We start from the raw sequence: 24302 nt of genomic DNA, 5'->3' as shown, positions 1-24302 counted from the left end.
TATCATGGTATAAACGAATTCAGTCCGTTCCCGCATAGGAATGAAGTCCGGCAATAACCAGATTTACACCTATCAGGGTAAACATGACCACCAGAAAGCCTAATACGGCAAGCCACGCAGATCTGCGCCCCTGCCAGCCGCGGGCCAGCCGCAAATGCAGATAAGCGCTATAGAACAGCCACGTGACAAGAGCCCATACCTCCTTCGGGTCCCAGCCCCAGAACCGGCCCCAGGCAATCTGCGCCCAGATCATAGCAAAAATCAATGCTCCAAGCGTAAAGATCGGAAAGCCGATCGCAATCGCCCTGTACGTAATCTCATCGAGATCATTCTCGTCAATTCCGTCCAGCACCGGATGAATCGCCTTACCCAGCAGCCTGCGGACGATCAGGCGGAGCATAGTATAGAGAATCAGCCCGGAGAGCAGCGACCAGATGACAGTGTTGAATTTGCGCCCGGCATTAACACCGTTCATCCAGGAGGGTGCTTCAAACAGCGGCTTCGTTATACCGAGAAACGGCTGAAAAACCTCTGTTTCGCTCTGGTAAGGTGCCACAATCGGCGGCATTTTATAACTCACTTTCTCTATTGTACTATCTCCCTGCCCGGAGCTGTCAATCGTTACGTTGCTGCGGACAAAAACAGATTCGTACCCTGCTCCGCGGAAGGCGAACACACTTCCGAGAAATCCAATTATAACAATGATCGAGAAGAGAGTAAATTCAACCAGCCGCTGCTGTTTGCGGTCACTGCGTGCTGTACTGTCAAAATTCACAGTGCGCAGCAGGTACATCAGGCCGGCGGCAAAGCCGACAGCAAAGAAGGATTCGCCCAGCGCCGCAAGCGTAACATGGATATTCAGGTAAATAGACTTCAGGGAAGGGATCAGCGGCTGTACCTCCTGAGGAAACACCGCCGCATAAGCCATTACTATTATAGATACCGGAACCGCAAATACACCGAGAATGATAGTGCGGTAGATGGCAAATATCACGGTGAAGGCAACCATAATCATCATCGATAAAAAAGTCATGAATTCATACATATTGCTGACCGGAATATGGCCTGAGCCCATCCAGCGGGTAATGAAGTAAGCGAGATGGCAGAGGAGTCCGAGTGATGAGGCGATAAAAGCAGCCTTGCCCCAGCGGGCTGTATGCTCTTCAGGCTTTCTGCCGGACCAACGGCGGCCCATAATAGCGATCGTGAACAGCATAAACGCACCGCTGTACAAAAAGAAGGCAATTATAAACACATCACTGCTGAAATCGAGCAGGCTCATGCCAGACCTCCCCCGTTGTCCAATGATTTTTCATCGACTATCAGGTCAACCTTGTTCAGAACGGCTGCAATCTCGCGCCGGAAGCCGAACCAGTTCTTATTGGTATGCCCTCCAAGCACAAGCTCTCTGTCTTCCACACGGAGCCAGATGCGTCTGTGCTGCCAGTAGAAGCCCAGCACGAGCCCCAGCATTACAATCCCCGCTCCAGTCCAGACAAACGGCATTGCCCGGTCTATACGGATATTGAGATACGACGTCGATGCTGCAAAGTCAACATCACTCATGTCCTGTACCTCAAGCTCCAGAAAACGTCCGCTGCCGCCCAGCCGCTCATTAATCGCCTGCTGCTGGAACTGCTCCTTATCCACCTGCTTCGGAAAATAAAAATACTGCTGTCCTTCACCGGGCAGCCCCGGACCGGTAATCAGAAACAGAAATGCCGGCGCATTCGGATACGGTGACTTAGACACCGGCCGTCCCTCCTCATTCAGGCCGAAGTCCATGTATTTCTCTTTAAGGGAAAGGGTATAAGGGCCGGTCTGGAACGTGCGCTCCGGATTCCTCATATCAAGCTTAAACTTGCCGTATGCCTCTCCGGTTAATGAATTGACCAGCTCCGGCTGTACCGAACGCAGTACCGGTGTCAGGTCATAATCAAACTGATACGCTTTCAAACCTTTGTAGCTGAGCGGTGAATTCACCCTGATGTCGTGCCTTGCAACCTCTGCAAGCACCGGCTCCCGGGCAGGGTCGGTACAGTCCGCTGTACACTCATAGAGCACCGCCTGGGTCTCATACAGCTTGGGCAGCACCTTTTTGCCGCGGAACTCTTCCGGCATCTCTTCATCACTGTAGAACTCCACAGTAAACTGCTCATTTTTCAGATAATAGGTGGTCTCCGGAATTCTCGCAGCCTCACCCTGCGGAAAAGCAAGATGCTGATCCATATTAAGCCCAGGCAATCCCCGCGCCAATACAGCAAGCAAAAAAATAATCAGGCCAATATGTATAACGTAAGGCCCCCAGCGGCTAAAACGGTGCTTCTCGGCTAGCAGAGCACTCCCTTCCGTCTTGACACGGTAGCCCCGCTTCTTCAGCGGCTCTGACAGTGCAGCAACCCAGGCTTCAGGGTCAGCCTCCAGCGGTGATACCAGAACAACCTTCTGACGCGTCAGAAATTGGCGGTGCTTGCGGACCTTCTGGCGGGTAAGCGCCTTATAGAGCGGAAGCACACGGTCCAGGCTGCAGATCACCAGCGAAGCACCAATCATTACAAGCAGGGTAATAAACCACCAGGATTCATAGGTGTGCGAAAGGCCGAGTCTATAATATATATTCCCGGCTGTTCCGTACATTTCTTTATAGTAGGTTGATGCATCGATGTTCAGAAACGTGCTTTCCTGCGGAAAAATTGTGCCCAGCATAGAGCCGAGCAGCGTTATCACAATCAGATACACCGCGATTTTGACAGAGGAAAAGAAGTTCCATATCCGGTCTATGACGCCCTGCCTGATGCGCTGTGAGCGGCGGGCAACACCGTCATAACGCATTTCCAGGTTCCCTTCCGCTCCAAGCTCCTTCTCGTCCTGAGGCTTGCCGCAGGCTTCGCACAGCACCGTTCCAACAGGATTCTGATGTCCGCAGTCGCATTTGGTATTGCTGACCAAAGGCTCCCGCGGAGTCATGGGTCTACCAGCTTCCCGATTTGGACATCCAGCGTATCCAGCTCCAGCTGCCCGATGTGAATGCTGTCCACCCTGCCTTTGGCATTAATGAAAAAGGTGGTCGGAAGCGGGGAAACACCATAGCTGCGAACCGCATCACGCCCGGTATCCATAACAACTGGAAAGTGAATATCGACCTGCTTGACGAAATTCTCCACTGTCAGCCTGTCTTCCCCGACGTTGACGCCTACAACAACTACCCCTTGTTCCTTCCACTTCTCATACTGCGCCTGCAGGGCAGGCATTTCCTTCACGCAGGGACCGCACCAGGAGCCCCAGAAATTCAGCACGACCGGCTGTCCCTTGTACTCATCCAGCGTGTGGGTCAGGCCGTCAAGTCCCAGCAGCTCATAGGACGGTGCCTTGCTGCCTTCCTGCGGTTTCCCGTCTCCGCCGAATACCGAAGTGCCGATTGCGTAACCTCCAAGCAAAAGTATCAGAAAAAGAATTACGATTTGAACCGGCTTTCTCGCTTTGCCCACACGCGAAGCCCCCTTCTGTGACGCAATTCATACTTTAGTTGTCAGGTGTGAACATCCTATGAACATTATACCGAATATTGCCACAGTTTTAGGAGGAGAAAATGTGAACTTTATGTGTCTTTGCGGGTCTGATTTGACTTAAGCGCTCCTGCCTTAGCGATCTGCTGCAGATGGTTAACTTCGTCCTTGGTCAAATGGCGGTAAGAGCCGCGCTTGAGATTTTGCAGCAGAATATCGCCGAAGGAAATCCGCTTCAGCCGGATAACCGGATGAGAAATCGCCTCGAACATCCGGCGCACCTGGCGGTTGCGTCCTTCGTGGATGGTGATGCTGATAACTGTTTCCTTATTGGCTTCGTCTATATCCTTGTATTCCACTTCAGCCGGTGCGGTCATGCCGTCCTCCAGCTTGATGCCTGCCTTAAGCTTGTCCAAGGCAGTACCATGCGGAGTACCCTTGACCGTAGCCAGATACGTCTTCGGCACGTGATGCTTCGGATGGGTCAGCAGATTAGCAAATTCCCCGTCATTCGTCAGCAGCAGCAGCCCTTCAGTGTCATAATCCAGCCGGCCTACAGGGTATACCCGCTCTTTGATCCCTTTCAAATAATCCGTTACTACCTTACGGCCCTTGTCATCAGATGCGCTTGTAATGACACCCTTGGGCTTGTTGAACATGATGTAGATTTTATTTTCGCCCCGGATCAATCTTCCGGCCACTTTAATAATATCCTGCTCGGGGTCTACCTTTGTACCTAGCGTAGTTACAACTTCCCCGTTGACCTCTACTTTACCGGCCAAAATCATTTCTTCACACTTGCGTCTGGACGCAACACCTGCTTGCGCCAAAATTTTCTGTAATCTTTCCATTTTCGACTACTCACCTCAGGTTAATGATAACCATCAGCGGGATAAATCACAAGTTCATTCCACGGAAAAAAATTTCCCGGACAAGTTTTATTGTGCGGCTCGATCAGCAGCGGTGAAATCTGGTAACGCGCTGTCAGCTCCAGAATGAGCTTACCTGCGGCAAACAGCTGCTCCCAGCGTTCCGATTGCTGCGGAACGTTATCTTTCTCGGCGTAATTGCCCTCCAGACAGATATGGATATAATCCGGGTCTGTCAGCAGCGGTGCGGCGTAAATCCCGCCGTCCCTCCCCACCCAAAAATCAAATCCCTTGCCGTTTATCGACGGACAGCGGGAATGATGCAGAATAAATCCCTTATATTCCAACGCATGCCGGCCTCCCTCCGTATTGCTGCAATAGCATATGATCGGGTGACGGGCGGGGTGACGGGTTGCTTTCTTAAACAATCTTACTGATGGGCTGCTGCCGTAACTGCGGGAACTTTTGGACTTCCGGCCGCTGTTAGGTTTGGATTTCCTGTTTTCGATCCGCTGGCCGCGGTAGAAATCCAAACCTAAAGGCGGTCGCTGACGCTCCTGCAGTTCCAAAATCCCCTCCGTTCCTTTCGACCATCCGCTGCGCTTTAAGACAAAAGCAAACCCTCACCCCGCTGAGGGTGAGGGTGATTAGGAGCAAGCGGCTTAGCAGCGCTTGCTTGCTGGAAAACACAGGCAGAATAATGGGCCACTGCCTGTGAAGTCACATGATTTACGCAAAACACCCAAGAGCTTTATCCCCCGATATATAGTCAGAAGAAGCGTCTCCAGAAATTTAGGTGGAAAAAGTCAGGCTAATTCACTCTGATTTTAGTGAAGAAAGGGTTTAGGTGGAAAAAGCACACTTAAATCCTCGAGAAATCTGCATTTGAGCAAAAAGAGCAGGATTAGTCAGCCTTTTTCCCACTAAATCCGGCTAACGTGCACGCCTCCGTAATGTAAGCGGATTATTTCCAATCAATTGATTGGAAATAGAGCCGTCTCCGCCTTTTCCGGAGTATAGCTAACACAAAAAACCGGTGCCCGAATACCTGCAAGTGGGCAGGTACCGGAACACCAGTTTTTTATTTGTCTGCCGTAAGGTCAGCCCTATGAGCAGGCGGCATTCAGCCCGCTTACTCCTGAACCTCGCCCAGCCCTTCCTTAACCATAACCTCCTGCAGCGCGCTCAGTGCTTCTGCAGCCTGGCCGCCTTCTGCAATCAGGCTCAGCGTATCGCCGGGCTCAAGGCCGAGCGACAGCACGCCGAGAATTGATTTTAGGGTAACCTTCTTGCCGCCGCTTTCAGCGAACACCTCAGTGTCTTTAAATTTGGTTGCTGTGTTTACCAGTGCAGTGGCCGGACGGGCATGGATACCGTCTTCATCAACAATTTTGAATGTCTTTTGCATAACAGGTTATCTCCTTTTCTTCATTATAATAATGTTGTTAATATTCTAAGCCTGTACAGTATACAGAAGCTCCTGCTCTTTCACGGCAGAACGGCCTCCCGGTTTGATGGAGCTGTACTCGGCAATATTGGTGATAATTACCGGAGTAATGGTGCTATAGCCTGCTTTTTCAATTTCAACCCGGTCGAATTCCATCAGCAGATCACCGACAGATACTTTGGTGCCGGCTGTAACCTTAGGAGAGAAATGCAGGCCTTTCAGCTTCACGGTATCAATACCGATGTGAATCAGCATTTCAGCGCCGTTGTCGCTGACCAGGCCAATCGCATGTCCGCTCTTCGATAAGGAGAACACTGTACCGTTAACAGGAGATACTACGCGTCCTTCCGACGGCTGAATCGCAAATCCCTTACCCATAATTTCTTCGGAAAATGCCGGATCGTTCACTTCACTAAGCGGCTTCACTTCACCTGTAATCGGGCTGTAGATATCCTCGGTAACCTTAGGAGCAGTTTCTGCTTCCAGTGCATCAGCAATTACAGCTGAGTTAGAAGAAGAGGCATTTGCATCAGCTGTTGCAGCCGGAACCGCCGCTGCTGCAGCTTCAGGCTCATCTTCGAAGCCCATAATGTAGGTTGCAACTGCAGCTACAACAATACCGATTGCAAATCCGATCAATGAGTAGACAAACGTCGCACCAATAACCATTGGAATTCCGGACAAACCAGCCAGACCGCCGATTACATAAGCTTTTACTTTGAACAGGCTCAAGAATGCTCCGCCAACTGCTCCGCCGATCAAAGCGCCGATAAACGGTTTCTTGAATCGCATATTTACACCATACATTGCCGGCTCGGTAATCCCCATCAGTGCCGTTACACTTGTTGAAAGAGCCAACGGCTTCAGCTTGCTGTTTTTCGTTTTCAGGAATACACCAAAGGTTGCACCGGCTTGCGCAAAGTTAGCGACCATCATAATTGGAATGATGTAGTCATATCCAAGGGTGGCAATAGAGGCGATCATGATTGGAATCAGCGCGTAGTGCATACCTGTAATAATCAGCAGGGACATCGTGCCGCCCAGCAGCAGACCTGCAAACAAGCCTGTATTATCAAACAGCCAGGAAATCCCGTCGGTCAGGCCGTTACCTACAATAACACCAATCGGACCAACAGCAATCAGGGTCAGCGGTACAATTACGAGCAGCGTAACAGTCGGAACAATAATCAGCTTAAGCGATGCATGTGTAACTTTATCGACCGCTTTTTCCACATAGGAAGCCAGCCATACCGCAATGATGATTGGAATAACCGACGATGAATACGTTGCAGCTACAACAGGCAGGCTGGCAAAGGTAACCGGCTCACCTGCGCCCAGCAGCGTTGTTATCGTGGGGTGCAGAATAGCTGCACCGATGGCAGCGGCAATATACATATTACTGCCCAGCTTACGGGCGGCACTTACGGCCAGAATAATCGGCAGGAAGTAGAATGCGCCGTCACCGATGGCTGAAAGAATAATATAGGTTGAACTCGTGGTACCCATCCATCCCGCAGCTACCAGCAGGGCAATAATCCCTTTAATCATACCCGCGCCGGTGATGGCCGGCAGAATCGGTGTAAAGCTTCCTGAGATGAAATCGAGTATGCTGCTTAGCACATTCTTTTTCTTCTTGTCTCCGGCATCAGCTGAGGACGAGCTTACTCTACCCTCGGGAGAGCCCTTCATATTCTTTACCAGCTCGTTATATACGACCGGCACATCGTTACCGATGATAACCTGGAACTGGCCGCCGTTAATCATTACACCCATAACGCCATCCGTTTTCTGCAGTGCCGCTTTATCGGCTTTCTTGTTGTCGTTAAGGTTGAAGCGCAAACGGGTCATACAGTGGGTAACCTGTTCGATATTCTCTTCCCCGCCCACCAGCTTCAATATATCCTTGGAGAGTGCTGTTTTATCCATCTCAATGTGCTCCTTTAATTCCGAGTTTTTTGGAACAAAAAAACCTAAACACCCATAGTATCGCGATAATGCCGCATATACTATTCAGCGTTTAGGTTTTGCCTGCTTAGAGTAACAATCCCGTCTTGCTTGCTCTTATTCTGTTGTCTCTTCACTTCTGACAATCCGTTCAATGTGAATCGTCATGTACAAAATTTCTTCCTTGGACAAGTTCCGTTTGTAGATCTTACGGGTATAATCCGCAATTTTTGCTGCGCAGGCATAAGCCTCCGGGTATTGCACACGGACAAGATCGTGCAGCGCATGATCCCTGTCCCTGTCGTCAACCGGTGAACCGCGAACCACCCGCTGGGCAAAGAATTTCAGGTGCGTCAGAAAGCGGTAATAGCTTAATGACTCCTCATCCAGCTCAATCAAAAAGCTGCGCCTCACAATATTGGAAATATCCTTCACAATATTCGTGATGCTGACCGTTTCACGCATCTCACCGTTCAGCTGGGCATTAACCAGATGCATTGCAATGAAAGCGCACTCGTCTTCCGGCAACAATACGCCGAGCCGGTCTTCGATAATTTGCAGTGCTTTAAGGCCGATCGAGAACTCCTTGCGGTACATTCTCTTGATCTCCCACAGCAGCGCATTCTTAAGCTGAAGCCCCTGGCGGTGCCGGTCAATGGCGAAATGGATATGGTCTGTAAGCGAGATGTACACACTGTCGTGGAGCTTATCGCCCAGAACCGTCTCCGCATAGCGGATCACTTCATCGGAGCATTCAACATATTCAATTGGAATATCCGACAGCAGCGTCATAAGCTTTTGCGAGACTTCTTTGTTATCCAATGAGAATACCTTTTCTATCTTGGTCTCATCAAGACTGTCGCCGGTATGCTTCTTGAAGGCAATTCCCCGTCCCATGATAACCAGCTCATTTTGGCTGGCATCCAGCACGGTCACGACATTATTGTTGAGCACCTTCTCAATTTTCATCCCATCACCTTACGCCGTCAGAGTAGTAAAAAGGCAAAACCAAAACAGGCACATAATGCCAGCTTCTGGTTTTGCCTGAAAGTTCAGTAACAATCCAGTTTTAGTTTTCCCGTATATGCATATTATCACATTGTCCCCAGATTGACAACGTTAAAATGAAAACGTTTTATAATACTTCACCATTTGATTCGATTACCTTTTTATACCAGTCAAAAGAATCCTTTTTGCTGCGCGCGAGTGTACCCTTGCCCTCATCATCCAGGTCGACATAAATGAATCCGTAACGCTTGGACATTTCCGAAGTGGACATGCTTACCAGGTCAATCGGGCCCCAGGCCGTATAGCCCATCAGCTCCACACCGTCCTTAACCGCTTCTTTCATCTGAATAATATGCTGCTTCAGGTAGTCGATGCGGTAAGTATCATGGATAGAACCGTCTGCCTCAACACGGTCGATAGCGCCGAGTCCGTTCTCTACAATAAAGAGAGGCTTCCGGTAACGGTCATACAAGGTGTTCAGTGTAACGCGCAGGCCTACAGGATCGATCTGCCAGCCCCAGTCGGAAGCTTCAAGATACGGGTTTTTGACGCCGCCGATCAGGTTGCCTCCTGTAACGTCCCCTTCCGGTCCGGCTGTTACAGTAAGTGTCATGTAATAGCTGAAGGAAATGAAATCGACTGTGTGAGCGGCAATGATATCGTCATCCCCGGGCTCGCGTGCGATTACGATATTATTCTCGGCAAAATAACGGTTCATGTAGTTAGGATATTCACCGCGGGCATGCACATCGGTAAAGAACAGATTCATCTGGCTTTCCAGCTGGCTCTTACGTACATCTTCAGGGTTACAGGTGTGCGGGTAGGACTCAAGGCGGGCCAGCATACAGCCAATCTGCGAACCCGGAATGATCTCATGGCCCAGCTTCGTAACCAGCGCACTTGCTACAAATTGATGATGCAGCGCCTGGTAGACTGTCTGCAGCTTGTGCTCGGTTTTATCGGACAGAATGCCTCCGCCGGTATAAGGGCTCATGACCATTACGTTAATTTCGTTAAAGGTCAGCCAGTATTTCACCTTGTTCCGGTAGCGGGTGAATACGGTCTCAGCGTATTTTACATAATGCCCGACCACTTCACGGCTGGCCCAGCCGTTATATTTCAGGGTCAGGCCAAGCGGCGTCTCATAATGGGACAGCGTTACCAGCGGCTCAATACCGTATTTCAGCAGCTCGTCGAACACATTGTCGTAGAATTGCAAGCCTGCTTCATTCGGCTCGGCGTCATCACCGTTCGGAAAAATACGGGCCCAGTTGATCGACATGCGGAATACTTTAAAGCCCATTTCTGCGAACAGGGCAATATCCTCTTTATAACGGTGGTAGAAATCCACACCTTCGCGTTTCGGAAACCGCTCGCTGAGGTCCCCTGCCAGAATTTCGGCAATGCGCTCCGAGGAAATCTCCATCGAGTGATCCCCTTTACGCAGCGCCTTCGGCACATGGGCAATCATATCGGCAGTAGACAAGCCTTTGCCGTCCAAGTCAAAACCGCCCTCAAGCTGGTTAGCCGCCGTTGCGCCGCCCCACAAAAAGTTGTGCGGGAATTCCGTTATTGCTTTAGCCATGAACATAACCTCTTTCTGTTATTGTATGAGTAGGATGCCCGAAAACAAGAAAAACCTAAACCGTTAGTAAAGGAATTTGCCGCCCTCCAAAAAGAGTAGACAAATGCTTTACCATCAGTTTAGGTTTTGCCTGGCCCGGCCAGTAACAATCCATTAAACGATGAATTTAAGGATTATTCAATTACTTCTATCCTAACACAGCAATTCCGGAATTTCAAATTCTCATGCAGGGGCACACAGCAGCTTATCCAAAAACCAGTAAGCATACGGCAATAGCCGCGATGAAGCCGACAATGTCGGAGAACAGGCCGACCTTAAGCGCATAACGGCCGTTACGAATGCCGACTGCGCCGAAATAGACTGTCAGCACATACAATGTCGTGTCTGTGCTTCCCTGAATGGTGGATGCAATCATCCCGATCAGGGAATCCGGCCCGTGGACGCGGATCAGGTCGGTTGTATAGGCCAGTGAACCGGTACCGGTCAGCGGCCGCAGCAGGCCGAGAGGCAGCACCTCCGGAGGCACTCCGAGCCCTTCCAGCGCAGGAGCGATAAAGCCCATCAGGAAATCCAGCGCTCCGGAGGCCCGGAATACGCTGATAGCGACAAGCATGCCGACCAGATGCGGAATGATGGCAATCGCTGTGCCGAAGCCGTCTTTAGCCCCTTCTACAAAGGATTCATACACTGGAACCTTACGCGTAAAAGCATACAGCGGAATAAAGGTGATCATAACCGGGATCGCCCAAGCTGAGATGAGGCTGATTAGATGTAACAAGCTCGGCTCACCCTTTCATCGAGGTATGCGGAAGCCCGGGGCTCCCTCCGGACGGATCTCCCGTCCTTACGGCGGGCGGCTTCGGCGGCTTGCGCAGCAGCGTCAGCCTGCGCATCAGCCTGTCCGCGCCAATCGCAGCCAGTGTCGCTACGGCGGTTGCCGCCAGCGTCGTGCCGACAATCCCGGCCGGATCAGCTGAGCTGTAATTGAGCCGGATCGCAATCAGTGTAGCCGGAATTAGCGTTATACTGGCTGTATTCAGTGCGAGTAAGGTGCACATGGCCGGGGTCGCTGTCTCCTTGTCAGGGTTAAGTGTCTGCAGCTCCTGCATCGCTTTTATCCCCATTGGTGTTGCAGCATTGCCCAGGCCCAGCAGGTTAGCGCTCATATTAGAGAGAATATAGCCGATTGCCGGATGGCCCTTCGGCACATCCGGGAACAGGAAGCCTACCACCGGCCCGAGCAGTCTGGCAATTTTGCGCAGAAGCCCCGCGTCCTCGGCTACCCGCATCATCCCCATCCAGAATACCAGTACACTGATCAGGCCAAAGCTTACCGTAACCCCGTTTTTGGCGCCGTCAAAGACAGCTGCCGTAAATGCATCCATCCGGCCGTTTACGGCAGCAAATATAAAGCCGATCACGATCATTCCCAGCCAGATTCCATTAATCATCCCGGTCCCTCCCCTGCCCTGTGATGCAGGCCCTCTAATTATCTTCCCATCTGCAGCAGCGCCCGCAGCGCACTGCCCAGCGCCTGCAGCCAGTTGCTTGCCGGATAGGCAGCGGCAGTTCCGGCTGTTCTGTATCGCTTCATATACTGAGATTCTTCAGGCGGCAGCTGATCAGGCTCATAGACCGGTACGCGTCCGATTTCATTCCCGCCAAGCTGCAGCACTACAGCTCCCTTCAGACCGAAGCTGCTGGTGCGGACTGCCGTTCCCGCGGCGGGCTCCTCACTGAGCACCAGCTTTGTTGTAATTCTGGCCTCCTCGCCCTGGCCGAGCGGATAAGCAAATTTTCTCGACGTCAGGAAGCTGTAGCCGCTGATGCCCTCGCCGCGTTCAATCAAGGTTTTTAGCGGATAATGATTGAACCCGAAATTCAGCAGCGCCGCATGATCGTTCCAGTCGTTGCCGTCATTCAGCGTCACCGCAACCAATTGCTGGCCGCCGCGGGTAGCGGAGCTGACCAGGCAGCGCAGCGCTTTTTTGGTGTAGCCGGTTTTAACGCCGTCGGCCCCTTCGTACAAGCGCAGCATTTTATTCTTATTGGCCCATTTGTAGTCCCATTTCTCATAAGGGTTGTCTGCAGTCTTCTCTTGTGTCTTCACAATCTCTTTGAATACAGGATTATGCATTGCATATGCGGTCAGCACAGCCATGTCATTGGCACTGGAATAATGGCCTTCTGCATCCAGCCCGTGAGGATTGGCAAAGTGGCTGTTCTTCAGCCCCAGCTCTTCCGCCTTGGCATTCATCATATAGACGAAGCCCTGCTCGGATCCTCCCACATGCTCGGCAATGGCTGTGGCTGCATCATTTCCCGAGCGCAGCATCAGGCCGTACAGCATATCCTCCAGCAGCATCTCTTCCCCCTGCTTCAGGTATAGCGATGAGCCTTCCTTGGCAAATGCATTTTTGCCCACCTTAACTTTGGAAGTCAAATCCCCGTTCTCTATAGCCACTATAGCCGTCATGATCTTGGTCAGGCTGGCAATTAGCATCGGCTCATCTCCACGGCTGCTGTATAGCAGCCTCCCGGATTCAACATCAATCAGCGCCGCTGCCCTGGCATGTGTTGAGATAGATGCATTCTCAGCCCGGACCGGATAAGCCGGAGCCGTAACGGCCAGCAGCATGCACATTATCAAAAGCAACATCGGCTTCCCAGTGATCCTTTTCAATCGTTTCATGTTCTGTTCATCCTCCGGCTTTCATTCAGTTCTACTATCCTTCTGTGTTGTACAAGTGTATGCGGGAGGCCCGGAAGGTATGTCCTTCTCCACCCCGGAAGGCAAAAAAGGACACCGCCCTGTTTAGGCGGTATCCCAAAAGTTATAAGCTGCCGGACATTAATGGGCTGATGAGTTGGATTGCACGGTTTCTGTTTTTACCGTTGTCGTTTTGCTGCCCGGAGCGCCGACAATCTCGGCACCGGCCGGTGTCCCGGATTGAATCATGTTCTGAATTTTGTCAATCAGATTCGGTGCTGCATCAATGATTTTTTCAAACAGATGGGTCTGGTTATCCAGCGGCACAATATGTACCCCTTCCCTGCCGACTACGAGAAAAGCAATCGGACGGATGGATACCCCGCCCCCGCTGCCTCCTCCGAATGGAAGCATTTTGACTCCGCTTCCGCTTCCGTTGACGCCGGGACCGTCATCCTCCACTCTGAAGTCGCTGCCCCCTGCAGCAAATCCGAAGGCCACTTTACTGATTGGCAGGATAACGCTCCCGTCCGGGGTTTCCACCGGATCTCCGACAATCGTATTTACATCCACCATGCCCTTGATATTTTCCATCGCCGTCTGCATCAGACCTTGAATCGGATGGTCGCTCATATTATTATCCTCCTTTGGCTTTTAAAGACTGTTCAGGTTGATCACAGGTGATATCATCCCCAATACGCAGCATTTGTATGTAAGATGTTTCTTAGCATAAGCTCCGTAAGCGGAAATCAGCTTTTATTCTTAAGCAGGCGTATCCAGCGCGACAGCCCGCCCTTTACCGTGATGACACGCCACAGCAGCTGGATTCCCGCATAGAAAACACTTGAAACCGGCAGCTTGCCTGTACAGACAGCCTCTGTAGAAAAGCACAGCTCATCATCACGGAATACAGGAACGACAAACATGCGCGGACTGCGCTGCACGCGCACATAACGCGAGATCCAGCCGACCAGGCCCCACTTCAGCCCGGACAGCGCTCCTGTAGCCGTGGCTGTATAAGCAGCGTCACCCAGAGAGAAATCAGTAGACCAGTCAAGCCGGGTAATACGGACATGGGACAGCAGCTTTTTCATCCAGCGCTTCAGCCCCTGAGTAGCCTGCAGTGCCTCTTTCAGTTTGGCCCTCCAGTCCCGCAGCGTCTCATCATCAATTCGCTCAACCGAGTCAGCCTCCTTGGTAACAGGAGCAATCCCGCTCTCCTCAAGCTTAACCCTTATACCGCGGGCAATTCCCTCGTAGATCAGCTTGGGCAGCTCATAATGGAATTTAACCAGGCCAAATAAAGCTTTTATATCGAATTCAATCCGGTCATCCTTGCCGATTCTGCATAGACGGAAGTGAAAATGAATGGAGGAAGACATCACAAGTACTATTACAAGCAGCAGCAGCGCTAAGGGTACAGCAAGCCATAACGTCACGGATTAACCTCCAAGCAGCCTTTTTATAGAACCCTTGGATTAGTATGGCAATGTTCGCTGGAAAACATTCGGACAAATCCAAATACGCAAAATAAGCCTGCAGCGCGGAGGCTTACAGCGAGCTGATTCAATCGCTTTGCGGGGAAGACGGAATTCTTATTGTACACAAAAGACCGCTGCTCCTTCCGGAGCAGCGGTCAATGATAGAGATAAGAATAATGGCTTTATTGCCCTACATCTTCAAAGGACATCTGGCTGTCCAGCTTATTGAACAAAAGCTGGGTTTCCTCCTCCAGATTGTCGGCTGTATCGAAGCTTGAAGGCTCCGGCAGCTCCTTCAGGCTGGCCAGCCCGAAGCTGTCCAGGAAGGACTTCGTTGTACCATACAGAATAGGCCGCCCTACGGCTTCAGCCCGTCCAACCTCGTGGATCAGATCCTTGTTGTTCAGCGTCTGGATCGCCCGCTCAGACTTCACTCCGCGGATCTCCTCGATCTCAACACGGGTAATCGGCTGGCGGTAAGCCACAATAGCCAGCGTCTCAAGTGCAGCCTGGGACAAGGAGGATCTTGCCGGCGAATACGCCAGCCGCTCGAAATACGGGGCATGGTCCGACAGCGTTGCCAGCCGGTAATTACCCGCAATCTGTACTACCTGAAGGCCTCGCAGCTGGGCCACATAATCATCCTTCAGTTCCTCCAGTGCCCTGGCCGCCAGCTCTGGACGCTGCTCGGTAATTTCAGCAATCTGCCGGACAGACAGCCCTTCATCCCCGGACAGGAACAGCAGACCCTCAATAATTGATTTCAGCGTTTTGTAGTCCACTGAATTCCTCTCCTCCTCTCCACTCCATCACAATGTCATCAAACAATTTTTCCTGAAAGCAGAAAATCGCCTTCATCTTCATCAGCTCAAGAATAGCCAGGAAGGTCGTAACGATCTCATGGCGGTCCATACTCTCGTGCAAAAGCGCCGAAAACCGCAGCCTGCCGCCCATGCCCTTGCGCATCAGCGCCTCTGATACATCACGGATCCGGTCTTTAACCGAGATTTCATCGCGGGTAATCCGCTGATAGGAGGTTCTTCTTGCCGCCTTGCTCAGCGCTTTACGGAAAGCGGCAATGAGGTCGGAGGTATGCAGCCCTTTGAGCGTATGATCCAGGTTGACCGGCACAAACGGTCCGAGATCCTCTGGTTCTTTGGTGAAAATCAAGCTGCGCTCGCTTTCCATATCCATCAGCTGTACGGCAATGCTCTTGATCTTGCGGTATTCAATCAGCCGCTCAACCAGCTCGGCCCGCGGATCATACCCGTCATCCTCGTAGTATTCGAAATCCTCGATCTCGATAACCGGCGGCTTCGGCAGCAGCAGCTTGCTCTTGATCGACAAGAGAGTAGCCGCCATGACGAGAAACTCACTGGTAATGTCCAGCTCAAGCTCCTGCATGCTCTGCAGGTAGGCCATGTACTGCTCGGTAATTTCGCTGACCGGAATGTCCTGGATGTCGATTTCCGCTTTGTCGATTAAGTGCAAGAGCAGATCGAGCGGACCTTCGAACGTCTCCAGCTTGTACAATACAGTCACGACATTTCCTCCTGCAAAAAAAAGTAAAGTGCAGCGCCGCTAAAAGGACGCTACACAAGTAGAAAGATTTTTTATAGTCCAAGCTTTCTTCTTATACTTATAACTAAGCACGAATCCTGCCATTCCGTCAAGAGGGTGCTCTCCTTACCGCCCAAAAAAGCTTACTTAAACAGCTTGTTCAGGTTGGCCATCTCAATGGCGGAGGTAGCTGCATCCCAGCCCTTGTTGCCTGCTTTAGTTCCCGAGCGTTCGATCGCCTGTTCAATATTCTCGGTAGTAACAACGCCAAAGATTGTAGGAACGCCGGTTTTGAGATTAATAGCTGCTACTCCCTTGGCAACCTCGTTGCACACATAATCATAATGGGTTGTGGAGCCGCGGATAACCGTTCCGAGCGCTATAACCGCATCGTATTTCCCGCTTTCAGCCATTTTTTGGCAGATCAGCGGGATTTCAAATACACCCGGTACCCAGGCTACATCCACTTCATCGTCGGCTGCACCGTGGCGTTTGAAGGCATCCAATGCGCCCGACAGCAGCTTGCTCGTAATAAATTCATTGAAACGTCCTACAACGACACCGTAACGCAATCCCTCGGAGACTAAATGTCCTTCAAAATAATTCGGCATAATCATTCATCAACCCTTCATTGGTTAGTTAGTATTTTATGGTAAAAGTTAAGCCTTCGAATCCTCATTTTGTTCAATATTGTCAAAAGACAGCAGATGCCCCAGCTTGGCCTGCTTCGTATGCAGATATCCTGTGTTGTCCTTGTTCTCCGGCATCTGGATCGGCACACGCTCCACAACCTCCAGGCCATAGCCTTCCAGCCCCTTGATCTTGCGCGGATTGTTGGTCAGCAGCTTGATCTGGCGGATGCCCAGATCCTTCAGAATCTGCGCGCCAATCCCGTAATCCCGAAGGTCTGCCGGGAAACCGAGCTTAAGGTTGGCATCAACAGTATCCAGCCCTTCCTCCTGCAGCTTATACGCCCGCAGCTTGTTAATCAGGCCGATGCCTCTGCCTTCCTGGCGCATATAGAGCAGTACGCCCCTCCCCGCATCTTCGATCTGGCGCAGCGCCGCTTCAAATTGCGGCCCGCAATCACAGCGGTGCGAATGAAACACATCGCCGGTCAGACATTCGGAATGGACACGCACGAGCACCGGCTCATCACCGGAGATATCCCCTTTCACCAGGGCGACATGCTCCTTATCGTCCACTTCGTTCGTGTAGGCGATAGTCTGGAAGATGCCGAAGTCAGTCGGCAGATTCACCGATACTTCACGGGTAACCAGGTTTTCCTTCTCGTTGCGGTAATGAATCAGATCCTGGATGCTGATCAGCTTGAGATCATGCTTCTTCGCAATTTCTACAAGATCAGGCAGGCGGGCCATCGTGCCGTCGACCTTAACCACTTCACAGATAACGCCGGCCGGATAAGAGCCGCACATGCGGGCCAGATCGACAGCAGCCTCTGTATGGCCGGAGCGGCGCAGTACACCGCCTTTTTTGGCGATGAGCGGGAACATATGTCCCGGTCTGCGGAAATCGGCCGGCTTCGCATCCGGATCCATCAAAGCCTTGATTGTCTGGGAACGTTCTCCGGCTGAAATTCCGGTAGTTGTGCTGACATGATCAACGGATACGGTAAAAGCAGTGCCGTGATTGTCGGTGTTCGTGGTCACCATCGGCTGCAGATCCAGCTCTTCTGCACGCTCTGCGGTAATTGGCACGCAGACCAGGCCGCGGCCCTCTGTAATCATGAAATTAATGACCTCCGGCGTAGCCCGTTCAGCCAGCGCAACGAAGTCTCCCTCATTCTCACGGTCCTCGTCATCAACCACGATGATCACCTTACCGCGCATCAGATCATATATGGCCTCTTCAACAGGGTCCAGGACACTGTCCTGCTTGTTATGCTCGCTCATTATTCTGTCCTCCTGATCGCTTTATGCTTAGTTAGTTCCCGCACGTTCGGATACCGGTCCCGTTCAGGACAGCGCAGCCGTTACGGCCTGTTATACAAACCCGTTAGCCGCCAGAAAATCACGGCTGATCCTGGAACTGCTCTCTTCTTCCTCACTGCCTGTGCCCCTGTAATGCAGCAGATGATCGACATATTTGCCGAGCACATCACATTCAATATTGATGCTGTCACCCGGCCGCTTATGGGTAAGCACCGTTTCACCGAGTGTATGCGGGATAATGGATACGCTAAATGCAGCGGATGATGTATTCACTACGGTAAGACTGATACCGTCAAGTGTAATGGAGCCCTTGGGGATAATATATTTGAACAGGGAATTGCGGTCCGGCGTAATTTCGAACACGACCGCATTCTGCTCACGTTTGACACTGCGGATCTCGCCAGTGCCGTCCACGTGTCCCTGGACGATATGGCCGCCGAACCGGCCGCCGGCAGCCATCGCCCGCTCCAGATTCATCCGGCTTCCGCTGCGCAGCTCCTTGAGGTTGCTGTTACGGTAAGTCTGCGGCATGACGTCTACGGTAAAAGAATGCTCGCTAACCGAGGTAGCAGTCAGGCAGACTCCGTTGACGGCCACGCTGTCGCCGATTTTGAGATCACTCATAATCAGCGAGGCGCCGATGTTCAGCACCATCATCTCACCGCCGCTGCTGACACCGCGCAGCACGCCGATCTCCTCGATCAATCCGGTGAACATATTATCCCCTCCTAAAAGTTTTGTTAGGAATACTACTATGAAGATTACTTCGGACAAAACTGGCCTCGGAAGCATTTCTCCTGTTAACGCACCGGAGTCCCGCTGATACAGACATTATCCCCGAGCACTTCGACTTCCAATCCCTCCAGCGTGATCGCGTCCTTCATCAGTGCCACACCCGGGAAATCGAACGTCCCCGGAGCTTCTGATCCGCCGCCGACAATCTTCGGCGCATAGAACAGAACCACCCGGTCAACCAGCCCGTTCTCCAGCATTGCACCGTTCAGCGTTCCGCCGCCCTCAAGGAGAATGGAGCTGATCTCCATCTCGCCAAGCTTGACCATCGCGTCCTTCAAATCTACCCGCGCCCCTTCCCCGCTGATTACAACTGTAACGCCTGCCGCTTCCAGCGCCGCTCTGCGGGCCGGGTCGGCCGCTGCTGTTGCCACAATAATCGTCGGCGCCTGCCCGTCGGCAACCACATTCGCATCCAGCGGAGTCCGCAGGCCGGAGTCAATGACGATGCGCACCGGATGTAATCCGGGAACCTCAAGACGCGTAGTGAGCGAAGGATTATCAGCAATTACCGTGCCTACACCTACCATAATCCCCTGGTGACGATGCCGCAGCGTATGTACAATTTCCCTTGCCTGTCCGTTCGATATCCATTTGCTGTCACCGGTCTTCGTGGCAAGCTTGCCGTCCAGCGTGCTGGCACTCTTCAGGGTTACAAACGGCTGCTTCGTCAAAATATACTTGATAAACCGCTCATTGAGGCGCAAAGCACGGCTACGCAGTATCCCGACTTCAACATCGATCCCCGCTTCGCGCAGCATCTCAAAGCCCCGGCCCGCTACCTGCGGATTAGGGTCTTCACAGGCAACCACCACCCGGGTAACCCCCTCGTCAATCAGGCGCTGGCTGCACGGCGGCGTCTTGCCGTAATGGCTGCACGGCTCAAGCGTGACATAGGCGGTGCTTCCCTGTGCCTTGCCTGCCGCCATATTCAGTGCATGCACCTCAGCATGGCCGGTGCCGCGCTGCAGATGTGTGCCCAGGCCGATCACGGCCCCGTCCTTTACGACGACACAGCCGACAACCGGGTTAATTCCCGTCTGCCCCTGCGCTCTTTCCGCCATGTCCAGCGCAAGTGACATGTAAAATTCATCATTCATGATATCCATGATCTGCCTCCAATCTCTGCTGAGTTGCCTTCAGTAAAAAAACAGAAAAACCCGTCTCAATCTCCAGGCGGAGTTCAAGACGGGATATACGAGAGTTTGCCGGCAATTCAAATAAAATGGTGCGTAAATAGACCCTCCCACTAACCTTTGTGAAAGTTCGCACAATATATTATGAAATACACCAGTACGCCTGCCCGTTCAGGGGCAGTACGTTATTCTCTCCTTCTTCCATCCAGACTATACTGTCGGTCCCGGAATTACACCGGGTCCACCGTCTGTATCACAAGATACAGCGCGGGTAGCGGACTGAGCATGTTAAGGCTGTAACAGCCATTGAACAGTGACATCACCGCCGGTAGGGAATTACACCCTGCCCTGAAGGATCAAACCAGTATGAAATTAAGTACCTATTATAGCACAGCCAGCAATACTGGCTAAAATAAAGTTAGCACTATACGGTAAAAAAAGCAAGCGGGTACTGAATGCCGACGGCTTAACCCCTCCTGTCCGGCAGGCCTCGCCTACAGCATAGCCAGCACCTTACCGCTACACCTCTCCCTGCTTATTCACTTTCAGCAGATCGCGGATTTCCGTCAGCAGGACAATCTCCGGACCCGGTGCCGGGGGCTCTACAACCTCAACTTTTACCGTCTCCTTGTGCTTGAAGCGGTTGGCCAGCTTGACCACCATAAAAATGGAGAAAGAGATAATAAAGAAATCCACCACACTCTGCAGGAATATCCCGTATTTCACCTCGGCATCGAGATAGGTTATGGTGAGTTTTTCCAGATCGATCCCGCCGCTAAGCAAGCCCACAAGAGGCATAATAATGTCGGCAACCAGCGAGGATACAATTTTACCGAATGCTGCCCCGATGACTACGGCAACCGCCAGATCCAGCACATTCCCCTTAATGGCAAAGCTTTTAAATTCCTTCCACATTCCATTTCCCCCGATCATTGGATTTTAGTTATTATAGCATTACCGCAGCAAATGACCAATAAGCCGGTCCCGGAATTGTTAAATCTAAAGATTTGTTAAGAATATATTAAGCTTTTGTACAGATGCTTTCCTGCCGGCGTTAAGATTCCTGGACTACAATGAACGGGCAGCGTCAGATCATGTATAATCCAGGTAGGAATCGAACGGCTGCGCGGATACAAAGGAAAGGAAGTTGGACCATGAATAACGGAACACTGCTGCTCGTTGATGATGAGGCGGAGATTATCAAATTAATGCAGATTTATCTGGAGCACGAGGGCTACAGGCTGCTGACCGCAAGGACCGGGCTGGAGGCGCTGGACATTGTCGGCAGAGAAACCATTGATTTGATGGTGCTTGACATTATGATGCCGGAAATGGACGGGCTGGAGGCCTGTATCAAAATCCGCGAAACCCGTAAATTCCCGATCATTATGCTGTCCGCCAAAGGACAGGAGCTGGATAAAATCACCGGGCTCAGTGTAGGTGCCGACGATTATGTTACCAAACCGTTCAGTCCGCTGGAGCTCGTTGCCCGCATCAAATCACAGCTGCGCCGGACAAGAAGCTATCTGGGTAACGCCACCAAGGACAGCGGGATGATTATCGACGGGCTGGCGGTTAACTCCTCCACGCATGAGGTTAGTGTAGAAGGCCAGCCGGTTAAGCTGACACCCCGGGAATTCGCTATTCTTGAGCTGCTGGCCCGCAACAGCGGACAAGTGCTGAGCATGGAGCAGATCTACTCCAAGGTCTGGAAGGAGCAGTATCTGGACAGCAATAATACGCTGATGGTGCATATCCGTAAAATCAGGGAAAAAATCGAAGATAATCCGCGCCAGCCGAAATATCTGAAGACGGTCTGGGGCGTCGGCTACAAAATTGAAAAGGGAGGTTAAGCTGCTCTGAATACGAAGCGGTTCAATACTTTATCCTGGCGGCTGGCCGGATTTGGCCTGGCCAGCATTGTGCTGGCCGCACTCATCATCATGGTCCTGTTCTGGGGGGCTTCCATGCTGCTGTGGCTCAATCCCTCGCGCTCCTTCTGGGGGGTCAAGCTGCTCCGCTGGGTGATTAACAATATCGGCTCCCTTCCGGTTGTACTGATCATCGGCATCCCGCTATACATTTTCTTTTTTCTGGCGTTGACCAAAAATACGATGAGTTATGTGCGCAGCATTTCATCCGGTGTGCAAAAAATGGCGGACGGCAACCTGTCCTACCGCATCGCAGTCACAGGCACAGAGGAGCTCGGGACGCTTGCTGATAACATCAACAAGATGGCCGGCAGGCTCAAATCGGCGATGGATGAAGAACGGGCGGCAGCCATAGCCAAGGATGAGCTTATCACCGGGGTATCACATGACCTGCGTACACCGCTGACCTCTGTGCTGGGCTTTCTGGAATATGCCGAAAAAGACCGCTATGCCGATGAAATCGAACTTCGCTATTATATCAACATTGCTTACGATAAATCACTGATGCTCAAAAAGCTGATCGACGATCTGTTCGAGTATACCCGCATTACCTCAAGCGGTCTGCCGCTGCGGCAGGAGCCGGTCAATCTTGGCAACCTGCTTGAACAGCTTGCTGAAGAATTCGTCCCTGTACTTGAGGCAGCAGGCATGAGCTACAGCATCCGCACCGGTCCCGGTCCGCTGGTTATACAAGGAGATGCCGATGAACTGGTCCGGCTGTATGAGAACCTGTTCACCAACGCAGTGCGTTACGGAAAAGAAGGCAAGCAGCTTGATATCTCCGTCTTCCGCAGGCAGGATCAGGTAGTAGCCGTCTGCACCAACTACGGACCGCCAATCCCAGCCGGGGATCTGCCCCATCTGTTCCAGCGCTTTTACCGGGTGGACAAATCCCGCTCACGGAAGACCGGCGGCAGCGGACTCGGCCTGGCGATCGCCAAGAGCATTGCCGAGCTGCACGGCGGGGTTATTACTGCTACAAGTTCACGCAGACAAACAGAGTTTGAAACAAGCTTTCCGCAGTCCAAACCGTAAAGATAAGTGCAATCGCTGAGCTTCCGCCAGCACAAAAAAGAGGAAGCCGGCCAATCCCGGTTTCGCTCTTTTTGTGTGCTGCACTGGTATTTGTACTACCCTACTGCTGATGCAGCTCACGGTAAGTATCACGGATGAACGTGCAATATACAGAGGACGGAAAATGCTGCACACGCTCGTAGGCAGTCTGCGACTGCTGGCGCGCTTCCTCCAGCTTGCCTGTTCTGGCATAGATTCTGGCTTTATAGGCATAAGAAGTGAACACTGCCGCCCGGTCCAGCGGATGGTGAACGTCATCTGTCAAGGTAACCCGGGACAATGCCTCCAGCGCCTCTTCATCACGGTGCAGATGATACAGGGCTATTCCAACCATCAGGTTACAGCTGGATACATACCGGTCCCCTGTCACCTGGAAGCTGTGCCCCAGCTCTAGCGCCTCTTCATACCGCTGCTCCGCATTCGCCAGCCTGATATCTGCCAGCCTGAGCAGCTGTACAGACTCCTCATTCTCCGACAGCTCTACATACAGCCGCGCCTTCTCCAGATTCTGCTTCGCCCCGTCCAGGTCACCCGACATGAGGGCAAGACTGGATAACACGCGGTACAGGTGATCCGTCAGATAAAAGACGTTTTCTTCGCGGGACAAGGCAACAGCTGCCTGTGCAGCTTCCTTACTTCCGCTGTAATTACCCAGGGCGGACAGCGTCACACTCTCTGCATAATGGAGGTCCAGTTCAAACAGAACATTGTTGCCTACCTTTTTAGTCAGATATTTTCCCCGTACACTCCGGATCAGCTCCAGGCTTTCCTCATACTTCCCCTGCGTGAACAGCAATGCGTACGTCAGATATTGTACTTTGGCGCTCTCCACAAACAAGCCGAAACGCTCGTAAATTTCTGCCGCCCTGGCAACCGCCTCTTCACCTCCGGCACTTCCCGTATAGTAACAGGCACCCACATAGAATTCCATCAGCCTTGCAGCATCGACGGTTACCGGCAGCTTGCCGCCCAGCAGCGGCTGCACACTGGAGACAACTGCCTGATAATTTTTCTGCTTGAACTGTACTTCTATATCACGCACCATCCTGGCCAGCTCCGCACTCTGGTCGTCCTCCAGGAAGTATCCGGCATCCACTCCAAGCCGTTCAGCCAAAATCTGCAGGCTGCGCATGGAGGGCAGTGCCCGGCCGTTTTCGATCTGGCTGAGCATGCTTTTGGTCATATCTTCTCCGGCCAGCTCACTCTGTGTAAGCCCTTTGGATAGGCGCAAAACTTTTATTTTATCCCCGATCGCCTGTTTCGTTGTCATCTATTTAGCCATCCTTCTGTCTGTCTTTCCCCCAGTA

At 51.9% G+C, this 24302-nt stretch carries 25 protein-coding genes and 1 riboswitch; of the genes, 2 read left to right on the top strand and 23 right to left on the bottom strand.

All coding sequences use genetic code 11. The features are described 5' to 3' along the window. Positions 1 to 19 precede the first annotated feature (19 nt). The 21 genes from ccsA to mscL form a co-directional block, all read right to left on the bottom strand. Positions 20 to 1282: a cytochrome c biogenesis protein CcsA gene (gene ccsA / locus BN3772_RS04270; RefSeq protein WP_042197023.1), complete on the bottom strand. Its 1263-nt coding sequence runs from the start codon at positions 1280 to 1282 to the stop codon at positions 20 to 22. After that, positions 1279 to 2967 carry a cytochrome c biogenesis protein ResB gene (resB, locus tag BN3772_RS04265; RefSeq protein ID WP_042197021.1) on the bottom strand — a complete coding sequence of 563 codons (1689 nt, stop codon included), beginning with the start codon at positions 2965 to 2967 and terminating at the stop codon, positions 1279 to 1281. Before resB ends, ccsA begins: the two co-directional genes overlap by 4 nt. Then, entirely contained in the window at positions 2964 to 3488 is a 525-nt protein-coding gene (locus BN3772_RS04260) for a redoxin domain-containing protein (protein ID WP_042197018.1), read from the bottom strand. Before BN3772_RS04260 ends, resB begins: the two co-directional genes overlap by 4 nt. Before the next feature lie 110 nt (positions 3489 to 3598). After that, positions 3599 to 4357, bottom strand: a complete 759-nt coding sequence (locus BN3772_RS04255) for a pseudouridine synthase (RefSeq protein ID WP_042178304.1) — start codon at positions 4355 to 4357, stop codon at positions 3599 to 3601. A gap of 20 nt (positions 4358 to 4377) precedes the next feature. Continuing rightward, positions 4378 to 4722, bottom strand: a complete 345-nt coding sequence (locus BN3772_RS04250; protein WP_042197052.1) for a peptidoglycan recognition protein family protein — start codon at positions 4720 to 4722, stop codon at positions 4378 to 4380. A gap of 785 nt (positions 4723 to 5507) precedes the next feature. Beyond that, on the bottom strand, positions 5508 to 5783 hold the full coding sequence (locus BN3772_RS04245; protein WP_042197015.1) for an HPr family phosphocarrier protein: 276 nt from the start codon (positions 5781 to 5783) through the stop codon (positions 5508 to 5510). 45 nt (positions 5784 to 5828) lie between these two features. Further along, on the bottom strand, positions 5829 to 7748 hold the full coding sequence (locus BN3772_RS04240; protein ID WP_042197013.1) for a beta-glucoside-specific PTS transporter subunit IIABC: 1920 nt from the start codon (positions 7746 to 7748) through the stop codon (positions 5829 to 5831). A gap of 135 nt (positions 7749 to 7883) precedes the next feature. Beyond that, positions 7884 to 8735, bottom strand: coding sequence for a BglG family transcription antiterminator LicT (licT, locus tag BN3772_RS04235; protein WP_042178315.1), 852 nt, complete (start codon positions 8733 to 8735; stop codon positions 7884 to 7886). Between the two features lie 166 nt (positions 8736 to 8901). Further along, the gene (locus BN3772_RS04230; RefSeq protein WP_042197011.1) at positions 8902 to 10359 is read right to left on the bottom strand and encodes a glycoside hydrolase family 1 protein; all 1458 of its coding nucleotides are present in this window, start codon (positions 10357 to 10359) and stop codon (positions 8902 to 8904) included. 244 nt (positions 10360 to 10603) lie between these two features. Then, positions 10604 to 11137, bottom strand: a complete 534-nt coding sequence (locus BN3772_RS04225) for a spore maturation protein (protein WP_042197009.1) — start codon at positions 11135 to 11137, stop codon at positions 10604 to 10606. Between the two features lie 7 nt (positions 11138 to 11144). Next, the gene (locus BN3772_RS04220) at positions 11145 to 11810 is read right to left on the bottom strand and encodes a nucleoside recognition domain-containing protein (RefSeq protein ID WP_042197007.1); all 666 of its coding nucleotides are present in this window, start codon (positions 11808 to 11810) and stop codon (positions 11145 to 11147) included. A gap of 38 nt (positions 11811 to 11848) precedes the next feature. Then, entirely contained in the window at positions 11849 to 13051 is a 1203-nt protein-coding gene (locus BN3772_RS04215; protein WP_042197004.1) for a D-alanyl-D-alanine carboxypeptidase family protein, read from the bottom strand. 159 nt (positions 13052 to 13210) lie between these two features. Further along, entirely contained in the window at positions 13211 to 13702 is a 492-nt protein-coding gene (gene ytfJ, locus BN3772_RS04210) for a GerW family sporulation protein (protein ID WP_042197001.1), read from the bottom strand. A 116-nt stretch (positions 13703 to 13818) separates the two neighbouring features. Then, positions 13819 to 14508 carry a DUF2953 domain-containing protein gene (locus BN3772_RS04205; RefSeq protein ID WP_042196999.1) on the bottom strand — a complete coding sequence of 230 codons (690 nt, stop codon included), beginning with the start codon at positions 14506 to 14508 and terminating at the stop codon, positions 13819 to 13821. Positions 14509 to 14732: 224 nt separating this feature from the next. Beyond that, entirely contained in the window at positions 14733 to 15332 is a 600-nt protein-coding gene (gene scpB, locus BN3772_RS04200) for an SMC-Scp complex subunit ScpB (protein ID WP_042196995.1), read from the bottom strand. Next, complete coding sequence (locus BN3772_RS04195; RefSeq protein ID WP_042178336.1) at positions 15301 to 16092, bottom strand: segregation and condensation protein A; 792 nt, start codon at positions 16090 to 16092, stop codon at positions 15301 to 15303. The genes scpB and BN3772_RS04195 overlap by 32 nt, the downstream gene beginning before the upstream one ends. A gap of 161 nt (positions 16093 to 16253) precedes the next feature. Next, a complete protein-coding gene (ribH, locus tag BN3772_RS04190; protein ID WP_042178338.1) occupies positions 16254 to 16721 on the bottom strand; it encodes a 6,7-dimethyl-8-ribityllumazine synthase in 468 nt (155 codons plus the stop codon). Between the two features lie 48 nt (positions 16722 to 16769). Continuing rightward, positions 16770 to 18023: a bifunctional 3,4-dihydroxy-2-butanone-4-phosphate synthase/GTP cyclohydrolase II gene (locus tag BN3772_RS04185; RefSeq protein ID WP_042196992.1), complete on the bottom strand. Its 1254-nt coding sequence runs from the start codon at positions 18021 to 18023 to the stop codon at positions 16770 to 16772. A 90-nt stretch (positions 18024 to 18113) separates the two neighbouring features. Beyond that, on the bottom strand, positions 18114 to 18779 hold the full coding sequence (locus tag BN3772_RS04180; protein WP_042196990.1) for a riboflavin synthase: 666 nt from the start codon (positions 18777 to 18779) through the stop codon (positions 18114 to 18116). An 83-nt stretch (positions 18780 to 18862) separates the two neighbouring features. After that, on the bottom strand, positions 18863 to 19963 hold the full coding sequence (ribD, locus tag BN3772_RS04175; protein WP_042196986.1) for a bifunctional diaminohydroxyphosphoribosylaminopyrimidine deaminase/5-amino-6-(5-phosphoribosylamino)uracil reductase RibD: 1101 nt from the start codon (positions 19961 to 19963) through the stop codon (positions 18863 to 18865). 216 nt (positions 19964 to 20179) lie between these two features. Continuing rightward, positions 20180 to 20350, bottom strand: a riboswitch (FMN riboswitch). A gap of 159 nt (positions 20351 to 20509) precedes the next feature. Further along, a complete protein-coding gene (mscL, locus tag BN3772_RS04170; RefSeq protein WP_042196984.1) occupies positions 20510 to 20905 on the bottom strand; it encodes a large conductance mechanosensitive channel protein MscL in 396 nt (131 codons plus the stop codon). Positions 20906 to 21144: 239 nt separating this feature from the next. On the opposite strand from mscL, the gene BN3772_RS04165 reads away from it, so the two are divergent. Next, positions 21145 to 21843 (top strand): response regulator transcription factor, encoded by a 699-nt coding sequence (locus BN3772_RS04165; RefSeq protein ID WP_042196982.1) that lies wholly within the window; start codon positions 21145 to 21147, stop codon positions 21841 to 21843. Here the strand turns inward: BN3772_RS04165 and BN3772_RS31480 are convergent. Further along, positions 21840 to 21974, bottom strand: a complete 135-nt coding sequence (locus BN3772_RS31480) for a hypothetical protein (RefSeq protein WP_280114375.1) — start codon at positions 21972 to 21974, stop codon at positions 21840 to 21842. The genes BN3772_RS04165 and BN3772_RS31480 overlap by 4 nt on opposite strands. Between BN3772_RS31480 and BN3772_RS04160 the strand changes: the two genes are divergently transcribed. Next, positions 21910 to 22956, top strand: a complete 1047-nt coding sequence (locus tag BN3772_RS04160; RefSeq protein ID WP_425280415.1) for a sensor histidine kinase — start codon at positions 21910 to 21912, stop codon at positions 22954 to 22956. The genes BN3772_RS31480 and BN3772_RS04160 overlap by 65 nt on opposite strands. A 100-nt stretch (positions 22957 to 23056) precedes the next feature. Here BN3772_RS04160 and BN3772_RS04155 read toward each other — a convergent pair whose 3' ends face one another. After that, positions 23057 to 24265, bottom strand: coding sequence for a helix-turn-helix domain-containing protein (locus BN3772_RS04155; protein WP_042196978.1), 1209 nt, complete (start codon positions 24263 to 24265; stop codon positions 23057 to 23059). Positions 24266 to 24302: the final 37 nt, after the last annotated feature.

The sequence above is a fragment of the Paenibacillus camerounensis genome, from assembly GCF_000723885.1.
GTDB classification, from domain to species: domain Bacteria; phylum Bacillota; class Bacilli; order Paenibacillales; family Paenibacillaceae; genus Paenibacillus_AQ; species Paenibacillus_AQ camerounensis.
Note: the sequence above shows the minus strand (reverse complement) of the source record. Positions and strands in the feature narration are given on the sequence as shown.

Excerpts from the sequence above, each read along its gene's own strand:
- ccsA (WP_042197023.1), bottom strand. The coding sequence starts at position 1,282 with ATGAGCCTGCTCGATTTCAGCAGTGATGTGTTTATAATTGCCTTCTTT.
- resB (WP_042197021.1), bottom strand. The coding sequence starts at position 2,967 with ATGACTCCGCGGGAGCCTTTGGTCAGCAATACCAAATGCGACTGCGGA.
- BN3772_RS04255 (WP_042178304.1), bottom strand. The coding sequence starts at position 4,357 with ATGGAAAGATTACAGAAAATTTTGGCGCAAGCAGGTGTTGCGTCCAGA.
- BN3772_RS04245 (WP_042197015.1), bottom strand. The coding sequence starts at position 5,783 with ATGCAAAAGACATTCAAAATTGTTGATGAAGACGGTATCCATGCCCGT.
- BN3772_RS04240 (WP_042197013.1), bottom strand. The coding sequence starts at position 7,748 with ATGGATAAAACAGCACTCTCCAAGGATATATTGAAGCTGGTGGGCGGG.
- licT (WP_042178315.1), bottom strand. The coding sequence starts at position 8,735 with ATGAAAATTGAGAAGGTGCTCAACAATAATGTCGTGACCGTGCTGGAT.
- BN3772_RS04230 (WP_042197011.1), bottom strand. The coding sequence starts at position 10,359 with ATGGCTAAAGCAATAACGGAATTCCCGCACAACTTTTTGTGGGGCGGC.
- BN3772_RS04220 (WP_042197007.1), bottom strand. The coding sequence starts at position 11,810 with ATGATTAATGGAATCTGGCTGGGAATGATCGTGATCGGCTTTATATTT.
- BN3772_RS04215 (WP_042197004.1), bottom strand. The coding sequence starts at position 13,051 with ATGAAACGATTGAAAAGGATCACTGGGAAGCCGATGTTGCTTTTGATA.
- ytfJ (WP_042197001.1), bottom strand. The coding sequence starts at position 13,702 with ATGAGCGACCATCCGATTCAAGGTCTGATGCAGACGGCGATGGAAAAT.
- ribH (WP_042178338.1), bottom strand. The coding sequence starts at position 16,721 with ATGCCGAATTATTTTGAAGGACATTTAGTCTCCGAGGGATTGCGTTAC.
- BN3772_RS04185 (WP_042196992.1), bottom strand. The coding sequence starts at position 18,023 with ATGAGCGAGCATAACAAGCAGGACAGTGTCCTGGACCCTGTTGAAGAG.
- BN3772_RS04180 (WP_042196990.1), bottom strand. The coding sequence starts at position 18,779 with ATGTTCACCGGATTGATCGAGGAGATCGGCGTGCTGCGCGGTGTCAGC.
- ribD (WP_042196986.1), bottom strand. The coding sequence starts at position 19,963 with ATGGATATCATGAATGATGAATTTTACATGTCACTTGCGCTGGACATG.
- mscL (WP_042196984.1), bottom strand. The coding sequence starts at position 20,905 with ATGTGGAAGGAATTTAAAAGCTTTGCCATTAAGGGGAATGTGCTGGAT.
- BN3772_RS04165 (WP_042196982.1), top strand. The coding sequence starts at position 21,145 with ATGAATAACGGAACACTGCTGCTCGTTGATGATGAGGCGGAGATTATC.
- BN3772_RS04155 (WP_042196978.1), bottom strand. The coding sequence starts at position 24,265 with ATGACAACGAAACAGGCGATCGGGGATAAAATAAAAGTTTTGCGCCTA.